This window comes from Reichenbachiella sp. MALMAid0571 (genome assembly GCF_040151475.1).
GTDB lineage: Bacteria > Bacteroidota > Bacteroidia > Cytophagales > Cyclobacteriaceae > CAXBNB01.
This window is the reverse complement of sequence record NZ_JBDKWG010000111.1, coordinates 12525-29514: the sequence shown is the minus strand read 5'-3', so window position 1 is coordinate 29514 and position 16990 is coordinate 12525. Positions and strand designations below refer to the sequence as shown.

The window sequence follows — 16990 nt, the reverse complement described above, 5'->3', positions numbered from 1 at the left end:
GATGAAAAATATAATAAATTCGAAATATATAGCAATATGGTTTGCTGCGATTGGAATGTTATTGTTTCAGTCTTGCGAAGAGGAAGAAGCGTTCGATGTGGAAGGCACTGCTACGAATAAAGTGTATATCAACACTCCATTCTGGAGTCCCATAAATTTACCTAAAAACAGTGCCGTATTTAAAGTTATCAATACTCCTGCAGGGAGCGTATTGAGTAATTCAGACAAGCTGGAAATTAAATTAGCAGCGCAGTGTACCCATTCAGCTGAAAGAGACATTAAAGTAACTTTTGAAAAAGATAATTCTTTGATTTTGGAAGGATATAGTCCCTTACCGGAAGCTGTTACTTTGAACATGAATACTAATCAGTTAATGATTTCTCAGGGAACTGTGCAATCCAATGATAGTTTGACAATTTCAATAAGTTCGGAGGATTTACAGTTTTTGGATGTTAATTCTTACATGGTTCCTGTTAGAATCTCTTCTGTAGAAAACGCAGAAATAAGCTCAAACCTCAATATAGTTTATTTGGTTATTAATACAGAAGAGACGAACGTTTATACCAAACCGACTTCTGGTGATATGGAAGGAGATCTCATAGATGACAGATCCGAATGGTCTGCTACATTAGATATACCTATTTCATCGGGCTCTTTGTCTAATATCTTTAATACCAGTACCCGAAACTACTGGTTTGTAAATCCGGCAACAGAATGTACGCTTACAGTAGATCTGGCGGCCGAGTATTCCAATATTTCGGGTATTAGAATACATAGCTACAGTACAAGCTACTCTCTTAATTCAATAATGGTATCAACCAGTGTAAATGGAGAAGACTGGACATCTCAAGGTACTGCTGAGCTATCTACATCATCCTCTTATCAATATATTAAATTTTATTCTCCACTTAGTGCCCGGTATATAAAACTTCATATTGTCGGATGGAGTTCGAGTTTTGTAATTATGTCTCGGTTTGACGTTTATGAATTAGAGTAATCCAGCCTTGGCATATAATACCTGAGGCCATATATTTTGGTATGGTCTCAGGTTATTTAAATTTTGTTTTCTTTTTTAAATTCCGCCCAATAGTGGAATAAATCTGAATTACGTATCAATCAAAAACTCTTATCAAAAAGAATTTTCCAGATACTTGCATCGGTAAAAACTGCTAAAAAGCTTGAAAGCAGTAAGTTTTCATCAAAACAAAATTTTGATGAATACCCTGTCAGTTTGCTGTGAGGATAGTTATTGTCAGTTTTTTGTAAATGATCTCATGTAGTTGGTATGACTACTGAATCTGGATAACATTCTATCAATATTTACAGACCTATTGATTTTCAAAAAAAATCTACCCTTACTGTTCATTTATTTTTCATACTATCGTCAAATCGTTTGTTTTTCTTGAGATTAATGTAAATTGAAGCCCTTTATATGATCTGAAAACGAACTTTATTATTCCAGATCGGTTTAAATTTCAAATTTGAATGAAATCAGGGGAAAGCGATAGCAGCCAAATCCAACTTCTTGGTGAACTCCGAAAAGGAGATGTCAAGGCTTTTGAGGCTATTTTTGAAACCTATCGGGACAAAATTTACGCTTTTAGTTATAAAATCCTTAAATCCCGTGATTTGGCAGATGAGCTCACCATCAATGTGTTCTCTAAAATATGGGAAAAACGTGCCTCCATCCAACCAAACCTTGCCTTTCAGTCCTATTTATTCCGAATAGCTAAAAATCAAATAATCAATTTGGTGAATAAGGCTTCTCTTGATTCCAAACTGCAGGATCAATTGATAGTTTCCAGTCAATACTATCGCAATTCTACCGAAGAAGAAGTCATCTATAACGACTACCTCAGTTTAGCTGAACAGGTATTGAACAAAATGCCGAAACAAAGAAGAAAAGTTTTTAGGCTTAGAAATGAACAGGGATTGACATACGAAGAAATAGCAACCGAGCTGGGGATATCAAAAAATACTGTAAAAAGCCACTTAAAGGTGGCTACTGCGGAATTGAGAAAAACCCTTAATATGTACCCTGAGAAAACGTTTCTGTTACTATGCGTTTTGCTTAGGAGCACAGATATATAATTTTTTTTCTTACCCACTCACCCTTTTGGGTATCGACAATTGTATTAGAGGTATTAAAGCAATACCATGAAAGATACAGTTGACCTACAGAGTCTTTTTGATAAGTTTTTAAAGGATGAATGTTCCGACGAAGAACTCAAAGTTTTTTTTGATCATATCAAGGATCAACCAATTTCTGATGAACTCAATCCTCTTCTGGAAGATGTTTGGGAAAAGTTAAAAAAATATCCTTCTCTGAAACCAAAGCATTCTAAGCAATTATTAGAAAAGATCTTCCAAAAGGATTCCCCTAAAAAATCCCAACAAAGATGGCTGACCCCATTAAAGATCGCAGTATCCATAGCTGCTGTATTGGTGCTGGCATTTTTTGTGGGTATTCAGTCCGATAATCAAGAGAGCGAGGTGAAATACATCACCAAGACAACTCAAATAGGTCAAAGGGCTTCATATAAACTTTCTGATGGTTCTATGGTTTTTTTAAATGCCGGAAGTTCTATAAGCTTTCCAGAAATACAGGATGAAAAGACACGTAAAGTTATCTTGGCTGGGGAAGCTTTTTTTGAGGTAGTGAAAAATTCTGAAAAGCCATTTGTTGTAGAATCAGCTAACCTAAAAACGCAAGTTTTAGGTACTTCATTTAATATCAGAGCTTATCCTCAAAAAGATATTGAAGTGACTGTAGTGACAGGAAAGGTACAGGTTGAATCACTTAGTACTGAAACTCAAGGCAATGAAAAAATATTACTCACTCCCAATGAGCAGGCAGTATATAGCCGATCTCAAAACCGACTGTCATTTGCAAAAGTAGATGCGAGAAAAAGCTTGGCTTGGCATTCGAAAGAACTTCTTTTCGAAAATGTTGATATGAGAGAAGTACTTTCCATGTTGGAGATAAGGTTTGACCAAAAGATAATATTGGACAACAGCGGGATGGGCAATTGTATTATAAGAAAGGCAAAGTATGAAAAAGAAAGTCTTGAGACTATACTTAAAGGCTTACAATCATTATTGGATTTTAAATATGAATTTAATGGATATAACCAATGGACAATCTATGGAAAAGGATGCCAATAAAAGGAAAGGAGAAGATATGAAATAGCCTTTGACTCTACACTTTTCACAATGTGAGAATGAAAGAGTCTTAGACTACTGCAAATAGCCTAAGACTCATTTTCCCAAATTGAAGCTTCGGGAAGTAATCGATTTATTAATTACTCTAATTGTAAAATTATGAAATACATATTACTAAAACTAATAATGGATATCTCAAAATATTCGATCTACATTATGCTGATACAAGTTGTAACCTTGCAATTTGTGTCTGCAAATGAAACGAATGGCCAGTCCTTAAAATCGACAGAGGTCTCTATTATGGCAGAAAATGCCTCTTTGGAGGAGATCATAAGTCAAATTGAGAATCAGACAAATTTTGTTTTTACCGCTCAAGGCCAAATGGTAAATACGGATTCCCGGATCAATTTGAAATTGAAAAAGTCCAATCTAAAAAAGGTACTTGATCGACTTTCGGGAGAATTCGAATACAATTTCAAAAGAATAAATAACAATATATACGTTTGGAAAGGACAAAAAAGTACTGATTTTGTTGTTGAGGAGAGCTTTGACGATGTGGAAATTTCTGGAAAAATCACCGATGAAAACGGAGAAGGACTGCCGGGTGCTTCTGTGATAGAAAAAGGCACTACCAATGGCACTACTACTGATTTAGATGGAAATTATAAATTGAGCTTACCAGAAGGTGCAATGCTTGTAGTTTCGTTTGTAGGGTATAAAACCTCGGAAATTGCAATTGCTGGTAGGTCAACTGTTGATATTCAGATGGAACTGGATGCCGAGAAATTAAAGGAGGTAGTGGTAATCGGCTATGGTTCCAAAACCAAAGGGACTCTTACAGGATCCACATTTTCTGTAGGAGAGGAGATGTTTAAAAGCAGGCCTCAGACGGAGGTAGTTTCGTCATTGCAAGGTGAAATACCAGGTTTGTTGGTATTAAGAGGAGATGGAAGAGTGGGTAACGAAGGCAACTCTATAGAAGTGCGTGGAGTTACATCCAGGTCATCTCCGGGAGTGCTTATTGTTATAGACGGTATTCCCCAAAGAGAGTCTAATGCCAATGCATTAAACAAAATAAACCCTCAGGACATAGAGGACATCACAATACTGAAAGATGGTCAGGCAGCTATTTACGGAGCACGTGCCGCCGGTGGCGTTATACTGGTTACAACCAAAAAGGGCAGATCGGATCGGCCTGTCATCAGTTATGATGGGAATTATTCGTTCAACGTACCTGGGCTTACTCCAAAATCTACAGATGTAAGGCAGCACATGATCATGGCTTCAGAGGCTTTTGAAAATGATGGGAATAACAACCACTTTTTTGTGAATGTGAGAGATATAGTAACTGCTCCGGGGTTTGATCTTTCTAAGGGAGAGGTGGTAACCGGACCATTTGGGGACACTCCCACCATCTGGCTGGGACATACAGACTGGAGCAAAGAGATGTGGCAGACGGCCTTTATGCAGTCACACAACCTTAATGTATCAGGAAGTACCACTAATTCCAATTATTATATATCAGTGGGGATGTTGGATCAGGAATCAATGCTTAAGTATGGAAACAACTCAAACGAGCGATATTTTTCCAGGTTGAAGTATGATTTTGATTTAATTGATGGGCTACTCAATATTGGTACAAATATTTCGCTTGAACGTCAAAAAGTCATAGAACCTACCAATTATGGAGCTATTACGGAACGAATAGACCAGGCATGGACATCTATGCCACTCTCTACCCCCGAAGGCAGGTACTACAATTTTGGTGGTTTCAGCCCTCCTCATGCATGGGCAGAGGCAGGTGGTGATACCGAGATATTAAGATATAACACCCGGGCGCAATTCAACGCTGTTTTAACACCATTAGAAGGGTTGTCGATCACCGGAAGGTTTAGCACGGATCTGAATGTAGAAGATCAGTCTTTTCTGAGAGAAATTATTCAATTCCATAACTGGAACGAAAACCCTTCGTCTCGTTCTTCGGACAGAACACGAGCGGGTTCATCTTACTACAAAAATACCCATCAGGTTGCCGACTTTTTTGCCACTTATAATCGCAGAATAAACGATGTGCACAATATAGAAGTCACAGTTGGAGCTAGTCATGAAGAAACGGATAATCGTTTTTTTAGTGCCGCAAGAAATTATGTACCCGAAGCACTGCGAGTATTGGATCTGGGAGATTTGGAAGAACAATCTACCGATGAAACTAAAAGCCAATATGCTATCAGCTCGTATTTTTCGAGATTGAGCTATAACTATAATGAAAAATACCTCTTTGAGGTAAACTACCGTAGAGACGGTTCATCTCGTTTTGCAAAGCAATTCAGGTGGGGTGATTTTTATGGTGTTTCAGCAGGCTGGGTTATTTCAAATGAAGACTTCCTGAAAAACAATTCTTTTGTGAACAATCTCAAACTGAGAGTGTCAAAAGGACAACTAGGAAATCAAAACAATGTGGGACGATTTGATCATTTCTCAAGAATAAACATTGGTGGGGTGTACATATTTGGGAATCCTGTTAGTCCGGTTCAGACGCAGGGTGCTTCAGAAGCATCGCCATTAGCTAGCCAAAACCGAACGTGGGAAATAGTCAATATAAACAATTTTGGACTGGATTATTCTATACTCGATTCCAGGCTATCGGGTAGTTTAGATTATTTTATAAAAAACACTGAAGGAATACTAATCAGTCAGGAATTTCCAACAGTGCTGGGCATAGCCCCGCCCACTGTCAATGGAGGTGAAATACAAACCAAGGGAATAGAAGTAGCTCTTACGTGGGCAGACAAAGTAGGAGACTTTAACTATTTCATAAAAGGTGTATATAGTAACGATAACAATACAGTAACTAGTCTGGAAGATGCTATTTTGCCAGGATTTGGATACAACAGCTATATAGAAGGCTACTCAACAGGCTCGTACTTTGGCTATGAGTATGGTGGACTGATTACAGATCAGACTACTCTGGACGATTACAAAAATGTGCAGGGGGTACCCGGGAACCTCAGAATAGGAGATGCTATGTGGGTTGACAAAGATGGCGATGGGGTACTGGAAGGAGGTAGGTTATACAAGCCGGGAGATCCGGATTCGGGAGACCTGATATTGCTGGACAACAACAGGATCAACCATCAGTACTCCGTTACTCTGGGGGCTAGTTACAAAGGGTTAGATTTCAATGCTGTTTTTGTAGGAGTAGGTAGCTGGAAGGTGATGAATGGAGATAGCCCACTCGGTGGTAACTGGTGGGAGCAGCCTTGGGGCTATGAGTGGCAACAGACATACCATGAAGAGGATAGGCCGAATGCAACCTGGCCAAAAATGACCAGCAATGGTGGTATAGATGATTGGAACTGGACTACTTCCGCTGCACCCTATAAGATGTACAACAATGCCTACTTGAGGTTGAGAAACCTTCAGATTGGTTATACATTGCCCCTACAGCTGATTGAAAGGTTAAAAATCACTAGCCTGAGGGTATATGTAAGTGGAAGCAACTTATGGGAAACGCACAACCTACCCGATGGATTTGATCCCGAAAAACCATTTGGTTTTAATTATACACCTTTTCCCAGACTGTATTCTACTGGTATAAATATTACCTTTTAAACCTTAACCGAGATGACAATGATGAAAAGAATATATATAATATGTGTATTGGCTTTGTTAGGTTTTTCTTGTGAGAAAAACCTTGACCTGACACCTGAAGATGTATTGACAGAAAGTAGTTTCTTTTTGAGTGCCAACGACTTTAGGTTGTTTGCCAACAATTTTTACGATGCGCTACCCAACCAAAGTCAGGGACTGAGCGACAGGCAAACAGATATAGGGTATACCGAGGGTGGAAATGATGTGAGTAGAGGCACACATCAGGCACCTCAGAATAGCAGTACTTGGGATGGAGCCTACGCTAACATTAGGAAGTACAATTTTTTGCTTGAAAAAATAGAAGAGGCAGATGAGAATCTGCAGGTAGAGGTGGAAGCTTTCAAAGGAGAATCCTTGTTTTTTAGGGCTTACACCTACTTTACGCTATTGAAAACCTACGGAGGGGTGCCTATTATTACACAGACACTCGATACCGATAGTGAAGATTTGCAAAAAAGCAGAGACAGCAGACAAGATGTAGTAGCTCGTATTGTTCAGGATTTGGATATGGCTATTAGCCTACTACCAACTTCCAATACTGGTAGCGATGTAGGAAGAGTTTCTTCCTATGCTGCTTTGGCTTTCAAGGCTCGTGTGGCTCTTTTTGAGGGTACATGGAGGAAATTTCACGGGTTGGCTGATGTAAATACCATGTTGGATCAGGCAATGGCTGCAGCCGATCAGGTGATACAGAATGGTGGTTTTGAATTGTTTGACCGTAGGGATGTGCTGGGTGACGATAGTTATCGCTACTATTTTTTGCTGGACGGTGATGGCAGGACCAACCCTGCCGGAATTACCAAAGCCGAGGATAAGGAAGCCATTCTGGTAAGGAGACAGGACAGAGATCTGAAAAGTACAGGCAATCCTTTTCCATTGGTAGATGTTCGCCAACAAAATCCAACAAAATCCATGATGGATTTGTACCTGTGCAATGACGGGTTGCCTATTGATAAATCACCCAATTTTATGGGATATGATAATACTGATTCTGAATATCAAAACAGAGATCCGCGGTTGGGTCATATGATGGTTCCAGACCAACGTTATTGGTCTTTTCAGTTTGCTGAGTGGTGGAAAAACTGGGCAAATCCTACTGCTAATGGTTTTGTCTATATGGAAGACGGGGATGACTGGGGAGGTAGAACAGCCACCGGGTATCAGGGTACTAAAATGACACCAGAAGTAGAACAACCCTTTGGGATAGAGTTCGCCGTGATTCGCTATGCGGAAGTACTGTTGATATATGCGGAAGCTGCTTTCGAAAGAAATGGCAGCATAAGCGATCAGGACTTGGACAAATCCATAAATAAACTCAGGGATAGGGTGGGCATGCCTCACCTGACCAACACATTTGTAAATACTAATAATCTGGATATGCAGACCGAAATACGAAGAGAACGAACAGTAGAGTTAGCGTTTGAAGGATTTAGGTACGATGATTTACGTAGATGGAAAACGGCTGAAACTGTATTGCCTCAACCCATTAAGGGGATAAAGTTTGATGGAACGCAATGGTCTATTGATCCACGCTATTCCAGCAATAATTTTACAACTGATGCTAATGGTTTTGTGATCGTTGAAAGCATCAGAACTTTTGATCCCCAGAAGCATTATTTAATGCCATTACCTATCAGACAGCTTATTTTGAATCCAAACTTGGAGCAGAATCCGGGTTGGCCAGAGCAATAAAACCAATGAGTTGCTTCCGTAAATTAATTGTGTGATTTACGGATAGTACTATTATACAGGCACATTAGCAGGTACATTGATCATATATTTATTTAGAATGATCAATGTACCTTTGGTTTTCCAAGAAACATTTTTGACTCCTTAAATTTCTAAGCGATCGAAACTGCATATTTTATGGCTATCAATATATCATGTAGTTGGAAAAACGAAATATTAACTGTAGTTAACACTAATTCAATAGTGGTTTTTTAGTACACATAACCAGATAATAAAATTTCTTAGAATCACCTATGGATATAGTGAATCCTAACTACATTCATAATGAAGACATACTACATCCCTCAAAAATTGCTTCGAGAATCCTTAGATTAGTTTTCAGAATGGGATAGTTTTACGAACTTACGTTTTTTACAAAATTGCGACGTTAGCCCAAACTATCGACTAATCACTTACTATTAAACTATGATCACTCTTTGCATTGCAATTTTAGTCCTTATTGCGGGCTATTTTATTTACGGTAAAATAATAGAAAGAACTTTTGGGATCGAACCTGATCGTCCCACACCAGCCATATCCAAAGCCGATGGTGTTGATTTTGTTACTTTGCCTTCCTGGAAAATTTTCCTCATTCAGTTTTTGAATATTGCCGGACTGGGACCAATATTTGGGGCAGTGGCGGGAGCACTTTGGGGGCCTCCTGCTTTTCTATGGATTGTGTTTGGGTGTTTGTTTGCAGGCGGGGTGCACGACTATTTTTCAGGTATGTTGAGCATCCGTCATGGAGGACAAAGTATTTCGGAAGTATCTGGTTACTATCTGGGAAATGGTGTGAAGCAGTTCATGCGATTTTTTACTGTATTGTTGATGGTTATTGTCGGTGCGGTTTTTTTGCTGGGACCGGCAAAAATTCTTACCGGCATGACGGGTGACTATATGGGACTTGGTGTCTGGATAGCGATTATATTGGTTTACTATGTTCTTTCTACTATACTTCCAATCGATAAGGTGATTGGAAAGCTGTACCCGGTCTTTGGGCTGGCCTTGATATTTATGGCTGTGGGTTTGTTTATTGCCATGTTTACCCAAGGAATGAAAGTGCCCGAACTCACCATGGCCAGTCTCAGTAACATGCATTACAGGAGCGATGACTTTCCTTTGTTCCCGATGCTATTTGTGACCATAGCATGTGGCGCAGTTTCAGGTTTTCATGCTACCCAGTCACCCATTATGGCACGCTGTATGGGGAATGAAAAGCAAGGGAAAAGCATTTTCTATGGAGCAATGGTAACAGAAGGTGTTGTGGCTTTGATCTGGGCAGCCATCAGTATGAGTTTCTTTGGAGGGGTCAAAGAGCTAAACATGGAAATGCTTAGTAACAACGACAATGCCGCCTTGGTGGTCAACACCATTTCTAATACTACATTGGGCAAAATTGGTGGGCTTCTGGCCATACTGGGTGTAGTAGCTGCACCGATCACGTCGGGTGATACATCTTTCAGAAGTGCCAGAATTATTATAGCCGATTTTATGAATAGCGATCAAACTTCCATCCGAAACAGGCTGTTGATCAGTATTCCCTTGTTTGTAGCAGGCTTCCTGCTTACTCAGGTCAACTTTGGCGTGATCTGGAGGTATTTTGCCTGGACAAATCAGACCCTTGCTACCATTGTACTTTGGACAGTTACTGCATATTTACTGAAGTCTAACAAAAACTATTGGATGGCACTTATACCTGCGGTATTTATGACTTGTGTCGTTGTGTCCTATATTTTGGTAGCACCGGAAGGGTTTAATCTGGACACCAATTTATCTATTGGAGTAGGAGTGATTACCTCTTTTGTGTTAATGGTTTTATGCGTTTTCAAAAGAAAAACCTATCGACAGGCAACTCTGAATGCAGTTAAAGCATAACGAAAGTCCGGTGTAACGATCTGTTCTACATCAGAGACAAAAAATAAGGTTGATGTCTTTTTAAAACATCAACCTTAAAATTATGTTACAAACTTTGGATGAAAAAGACAAGAATATTAGTTCCCTTATCTTTATAATTCTATGAGTATTTAACCCAATGAATATCCTTCTCTATAGGTACGTTTTACGTAATTGTTGGCAGGTTCAAAGTTGGTTACCCTCATGTTTTTGGCATCCCATCTCAATCGTTTCCTTCCATTATATTTTGAACCACCCCAGAAACTTTTGTTTTCAATAGTTGGATCTTCTTCAAAATAGGCTTTCAATGCAAGGTTGCCTATAAGTATGCTTTCGGTAAAGGGACCCGCATAATCAAAAGAAGAACTGGTTTCTGCATTTCCATACCCAGCGATACAAGCATTCACCCATTGTAGATAATGACCCTCAGGAACCCTAGGTAATGTTTCTTCTACTTTGATTTGTTCGTTCAAAGACAAGGGTAGCAACCTTGGCTTGGCTCCATAACAATCTGCCAAAATTTTTCCTTTGGTTCCAATAAAAAGAACACCACCGTCCCAGTTGCCTAGTGCCTCGTCATCTCCCAGTTCCTCTGGTCTCTCTGGCATAAGGCCACCGTCCATCCACGAAACTTTTACTGTCCCCTTACCATCGGTTCTGGGGTAGCTTAAGTGGATTTTGCTTGAAGTAGGAAAACTCTTCGGATAGTTTGCAGTTTCGAATTTGCCTTTGAAAGCATCAGCCACGCTACATTCTACCTGATCAGGATACAGGATTGGAAGAATTCTATAAACAGGATCCATAATATGACAAGCCATATCACCAAGTGCTCCGGTACCAAAATCAGACCAGCCTCTCCAGTCAAATGGTAAATAAGCATTGTTGTAATCACGATTCTCCGCTGTGCCTAACCATAAATCCCAGTTTAGGCCTTTGGGTATTTTGTCCTTTACAGTAGGTGTTTCAAGAGCCATAGGCCAAATAGCCCGATTGGTCCAACATTTCACAGTATGCACTTCCCCGATCAAACCAGCATCGTAAAGTTCTTTCATTTTGCGAACTCCGTCTCCAGAACCACCCTGGTTACCCATTTGAGTAACTACTTTGAATTTCTTAGCTGCTTCAGTGAGCATCCTTGCTTCCCAAATATCATGGGTAAGAGGTTTTTGTACATACACATGTTTTCCCATTTGCATAGCGGCATACGCTGCTACCGCATGATTATGATCCGGGGTTGATACAGACACGGCATCAATATTGTCTTTCTCCTTCTCAAGCATTATCCTAAAGTCATTATAATAATTGGCTTTAGGGAAGGATTCCCGTGATTTTACTGCCTGACGGTCATCGACATCACATAGCCCCACAATATTTACATTTGGACTTTTGGCAAATTCTGCGAGATCGCTTGTGCCTTTACCACCTGCCCCAATACCCGCTATGTTGAGTTTATCACTTGGAGCAACAAAACCTGTACCTCCTAACACGTGTCTCGGTACAATCATAATTCCGGCTGCTGCCACGCCTACGCCTTTCACAAAATTTCTTCTGGTCTGGCTCTTTAATTCCATCTTCTTTTTAGACATAATTTATTGATATTTTTGATTTATTTAGAATAGGAGTTAAATATAATTCAATTATTTTATATCACTGAAGGAAGTTATCATCTATCTGATTCTGCTGTTAGGTATTTTACAGATGATATATTGAATCTCTTCGTGTTAAGAGATCCACTATTTCGATATGATCGGCAATTTTTAACTTAATAAAAAAACATTCCATCACCGGATACCAATGGAGAGTAAAGGGTTTTCTTAGTGACCAATGATGATAATCTTAATTCTCAGCTTTTAAAGGAACTGATAGCTATATTGGAAACACATCCCGATGCAAAAGCCCAAACAGGAAGAAAATAAGATTTCTAAGTCATTTCAAACTGGTAATATAAAAAAACTAAATATACCCTGAAGGTGGTATAGACAAGAGCCTATTTCAGGATATAACTTTGTTCTAAAGTCGAGAGATCGATTCGAACATTTTGTAATCAAATAAAAACACTTCATGAACACCTCAAAGAGTCTTTTACAGCAATTTATTTTATCCTCTTTTTTCTTAGTATCAATATGTTCTTCTGCTTTAGCTCAGGATTGCTTTGATGCAAATGATTGTTACCTTCAAGGCGTTAACAAAGGGAATACGCTAGAGGCAATTGCTTTTTTCGATAAAGCGGAAGCACTAATGACATCCGATTCGAATAAGAAACTTTTGTATGATATTTTGTCTGGACGTGGCAATGCTTATTACACTTTGAAAGATTACACCAAAGCACTTCAAAATTACAACAAACTTATTCAGTTGAGACCTGACGACAAACAGGCCTTATCCGTAGGGTACTCAAATAGAGGAAATGTTATGAGCAGTAGTGGAAATCTGGAAGGAGCGATTGCTTCTTATACCAAAGCGATAGAGGTATTACCTCCCAATGTTAGTAATCTCTCTAGACGTGCTGGTGCATATCTTGAGTTAGGTAAAAGGGATGAAGCTTTAGCCGATTTAAAGCTTATGGCTGAACTGGGTGCCGAAAGTGCACTCTACCATTTACAAAAGGAGTTTAACATTGACTATCGTGAAGAACAAAAAGCGGCTTTGGCAAAAGATACACAATGGCAGGAAATACAAGCCAAGAAAGCACAGGCAGAAAAATATATAACTGACGAAAAATACCAGGAGGCCAATGACTTATTGATAGTAGTAGGAGATATGTTTAGGGCACGAAATGATAATGAGAATAAATTAGCTATATGGGCTGATGTAGCCCATGTTAAGAATCGAAAAAAGGACTACAGGGGTGCCATGACTTTCGCCTCAATGGTCATTGGTGGTGGTGCTCCTTCTGGTGCAGTTTACACGGAACTTGCATTGGCGAACTATTATGAAAACGGTATGTCTGCTGGGCTAAATGTTTGTGAGCAAGGGTTGGAGAAGTTTCCAAAAAGTTCTACTTTGATTGATTTTTACACCTATCTCTGTAGAACAGCTGCGGGAAATGCCTATCGAGAAAAAAACTATCAAGATGCATTCAGCTTTTACTATACTGCTTACGAATACAATAATAAAGATGCGGTATCAATTAAATATGCCGCACACTCCGCTTATAATGCTGGTTATTTTGGTAAGGCTTTGGAATGCTATAATAAGGCAGTAGCCGCTGATGCTTCGTTGAATGGGGAGCTCAAGCCATTCATAGATTATTGTAAGTCCAAGGTGAATTAAGTCGAGTTTATGAGAATCCTTTATTACGTTTGCTTGTGCCTTATGGCATTACCACTTAAGGCACAAGATGTAGCACCGGGAAAAAATCTGAGTTTTGTATTAAAACCCAATGGACATAAAGGATTGATCCAGGACCTAAGCCTGACGCCTGATGGGAAGCAGGTGATTACAGCAGGCAGGGACAAAACAGTGAGGATTTGGGATGTTGATAGTTATGAACAGCGTGGTGAAATATTGGGGCATGTTGGCGGAGAAAGTTATGGTGCTATAAACTCGGCTCGGGTTTCTCCGGATGGTAAGTACATAGCTACAGCCGGATTACTGGGCGACACCAATGACCTGAAATATCTGGCTGATATCCGAATATATGATTTTAGTACTCAAAAAATAGTACATGTTTTTCATGGACACAAAAAGTCCATCAATACCTTGCGGTGGAGTAGCGATAGCAAATACCTTATTTCTGCCTCCAACGATAACAAAGTCGGAGTTTGGGATGTTAAGAATTTTGAACTCAAAAATATGCTGGAAGGACATGGAGATGCGGTCTGGTGTGCAGATGTTTTTGGAGGAAAAATTGTAAGTGGTTCTCAAGACAACCTTGTCAATCTGTGGGATATGAATACGGGAACATTGCTTAACACTTCCTATGATCATGTAGGTATTGTAATTAGAGTCGCATTTCATCCGTCAGGGAAGTACATTTTATCAGGAGCAGATGACAATCAAATAAATATATATGATTCAGAACTCAAATTTTTGAGTTCTGTGTTTTTGGATCAAACGCCATCTACGATTACATTCGATAAGGCAGGAAAATTAGCTTTGATTGGCTTCAATAATGGGAGCATCAAGATTTATCAATTTGATCAGGGAAAGCTTACTGAAACTGCAACTTACCAACCTCATGAAGGAGCCTTTGTTGCCGGTATGGAAATCACACCTGATCAGCGAATTTTTAGTGCTGGTGGTACGGGCAGCAACATAGCTATCTATCAATATAAAGGTGGAGTTGTCGATAGTCTTACCAATATTGGGGGGAGTACTCAAAAAGTATGGGGTGCAGGATTGAATGACAACCTTTTAGCTTTTTCCACAGGGTCTAAACCTTGGGGGCATATCACAGGACTTAGAGATGTGGATTTTTCTCATGGATTTAACCTTGTCAGTCGGGATTACGGTAAAATGGATAAAGCCAACAATATTTACAAAGCAACTACAGGAGGTGCTTTCACTGAGCGGTCTGCTTCTTTCAAGGGTAAAACTTACGATTATAAAGTGCCTGTGGTGGACTTGGGAGGGTTGAGGGCCACTAAAAATGGCAAATCCGTTTTTGTTAAATACCTTCCGGACGCTTCATTGAATTATCAGTTAGAAAAGAAGGGTAAGTTTACTCATTTACAATTTGGAGAAATTCCGGTTTCCATCACCGATTTCGCAGAGAAGTATTCCATAGCTTTTACCCCTGATTCCTTGCTATTGGTCGGTGGTACAGCTGGATATCTAATGGCCTATGATCTCAATGGAAAAATGGTAACCAAACTCGAAGGACACGAGGATGTAGTTTTTACAGTCAATATGTCAACGGATAGTCGCTGGGTTATTTCCGGATCACATGACCAAAGTATTCGACTGTGGGATGCCAAAAAAGTAGGAGTTGAAAAAAACATTAGCCCAACTGCTACATGCTTTTTTAGCAAAGAAGGTGAATGGATAGTGGTGACAAACCAGAGATACTATATGTCTTCAACCAAAGGTGGGCAGTATGTAGGCTTCCATCAAAATCAGGGTTTTAGAAAGGAAGGCAAGTTTTATCCTTTTGAAAACTTTGACCTGAAATACAACAGGCCGGACAAAGTACTTGAAATTCTGGAGATGGGTTCTGAACAGTTGCGGGGTTTGCTTTATAAAGCTTATCAGAAAAGGGTGAAGAAAATGGGCTTGCGTGAAGAAGATATTTCTGAAGAGTTGAATTTGCCTACGGTTGTCATTGATGGAGTAAGCAAAACCGTAACGGACAAGTTTTATGACCTGAACCTTACAGTCAATGACGACAAATTGATGCTTGATCGAATCAATGTATATGTAAATGATATTCCGATCTATGGCATTAATGGGTTGTCCGTACGCAGCGAAAAAAAACGTCAGTTTATTACTAAAACTCTTCCTATAGAACTGACCAAAGGCAGGAACAAGATACAGGTTTCTGCTATGAATGTTTCGGGTATAGAATCACTGAAAGAGACAGTCAATATTTTTTATGATGGGGCAGAACTCAAACCGGATTTGCATGTGGTGGCTATAGGCGTATCCAATTACAAAGACAGTCAGTACAACCTGACCTATGCCAGTAAAGATGCCAATGACATCTCCAATTTATTCTTTAGTCATCATCAGCAGTATAACAAAATCCATGTGCATAGGTTCACAGATGCACTTGCACAGCGGGAGATGATTCTTGCTGTAAAAGAAAAGCTGCTAAAAACGAAAGTGGAGGATGAAGTCATTTTGTTTATGGCAGGGCATGGCTTACTTGATGGTAACCTGGATTATTATTTTGCCACTCAGGACATAGATTTCAACAACCCTTCAGGAAGAGGATTGAAATATGAAGAGCTGGAAGGTTTATTGGATGGTATTCCGGCACGAAAAAAACTGATGTTGATCGATGCTTGTCACTCTGGAGAAGTAGATAAAGAAGATACAAAATTGATTGCCTCTGCTGTCAGTTCATCGAATGTATCTACCCGGGGATTTACTAAAAAGCCACAGCCAGTGGGCATGGACAATATTTTTGAGTTGATGCAGGAGTTGTTTGCTGACCTGAGAAGAGGAACAGGAGCAATGGTTATATCCTCAGCATCAGGGGTGGAGTTTGCCTTTGAGTCAGCCGACTGGAAAAACGGGGTATTTACTTATGCTTTGATAGAGGGATTGAAGTCAGGGAAATGTGATACTAACAAGGACAAAGAAGTACAAATATCCGAATTGAAAAATTATGTTTTTGACCGAGTTTCAGAGCTCACTAATGGTAAGCAGCATCCAACGAGTAGAAGAGAGAATTTAGAGTTTGATTTTGTGGTTTGGTGACATCCGTGCAGGTGGGTATATGAGAATACACATTATTGCGTATTGAAATGAGTTTTTATTTTGAGTTGTTTTGATGAAATTAAAAAAACTCTAATATGAAACGAAATCAGCTCTGCCTATATAAATTTCTAACAATCAGTTTAGCCCTATTATTCATTAATTATCTTTCCTTATCACAGGATTGCACTTCTGC

General features: G+C 39.4%; 9 protein-coding genes. 8 read left to right on the top strand and 1 reads right to left on the bottom strand.

The features are described from left to right. The first annotated feature begins 1 nt into the window (after nucleotide 1). From AAOP42_RS06340 to AAOP42_RS06315, 6 genes are all read left to right on the top strand, one after another. Nucleotides 2-997, top strand: a complete 996-nt coding sequence (locus AAOP42_RS06340; RefSeq protein WP_349527631.1) for a discoidin domain-containing protein — start codon at nucleotides 2-4, stop codon at nucleotides 995-997. 488 nt (nucleotides 998-1485) lie between these two features. Further along, nucleotides 1486-2091: an RNA polymerase sigma factor gene (locus AAOP42_RS06335; RefSeq protein WP_349527630.1), complete on the top strand. Its 606-nt coding sequence runs from the start codon at nucleotides 1486-1488 to the stop codon at nucleotides 2089-2091. 66 nt (nucleotides 2092-2157) lie between these two features. Next, a complete protein-coding gene (locus AAOP42_RS06330) occupies nucleotides 2158-3165 on the top strand; it encodes a FecR family protein (protein ID WP_349527629.1) in 1008 nt (335 codons plus the stop codon). Nucleotides 3166-3321: 156 nt separating this feature from the next. After that, on the top strand, nucleotides 3322-6774 hold the full coding sequence (locus AAOP42_RS06325; protein WP_349527628.1) for a SusC/RagA family TonB-linked outer membrane protein: 3453 nt from the start codon (nucleotides 3322-3324) through the stop codon (nucleotides 6772-6774). Between the two features lie 18 nt (nucleotides 6775-6792). After that, nucleotides 6793-8505 (top strand): RagB/SusD family nutrient uptake outer membrane protein, encoded by a 1713-nt coding sequence (locus AAOP42_RS06320; protein WP_349527627.1) that lies wholly within the window; start codon nucleotides 6793-6795, stop codon nucleotides 8503-8505. 462 nt (nucleotides 8506-8967) lie between these two features. Then, the gene (locus tag AAOP42_RS06315; RefSeq protein WP_349527626.1) at nucleotides 8968-10416 is read left to right on the top strand and encodes a carbon starvation CstA family protein; all 1449 of its coding nucleotides are present in this window, start codon (nucleotides 8968-8970) and stop codon (nucleotides 10414-10416) included. Between the two features lie 149 nt (nucleotides 10417-10565). On the opposite strand, the gene AAOP42_RS06310 is transcribed toward AAOP42_RS06315, so the two are convergent. Continuing rightward, a complete protein-coding gene (locus AAOP42_RS06310; RefSeq protein ID WP_349527625.1) occupies nucleotides 10566-12020 on the bottom strand; it encodes a Gfo/Idh/MocA family protein in 1455 nt (484 codons plus the stop codon). A gap of 475 nt (nucleotides 12021-12495) precedes the next feature. Here AAOP42_RS06310 and AAOP42_RS06305 point away from each other — a divergent pair, with 475 nt between their 5' ends. Beyond that, the gene (locus AAOP42_RS06305) at nucleotides 12496-13707 is read left to right on the top strand and encodes a tetratricopeptide repeat protein (protein WP_349527624.1); all 1212 of its coding nucleotides are present in this window, start codon (nucleotides 12496-12498) and stop codon (nucleotides 13705-13707) included. A gap of 42 nt (nucleotides 13708-13749) precedes the next feature. Next, nucleotides 13750-16797 carry a caspase family protein gene (locus AAOP42_RS06300; protein WP_349527623.1) on the top strand — a complete coding sequence of 1016 codons (3048 nt, stop codon included), beginning with the start codon at nucleotides 13750-13752 and terminating at the stop codon, nucleotides 16795-16797. Nucleotides 16798-16990 lie beyond the last annotated feature (193 nt).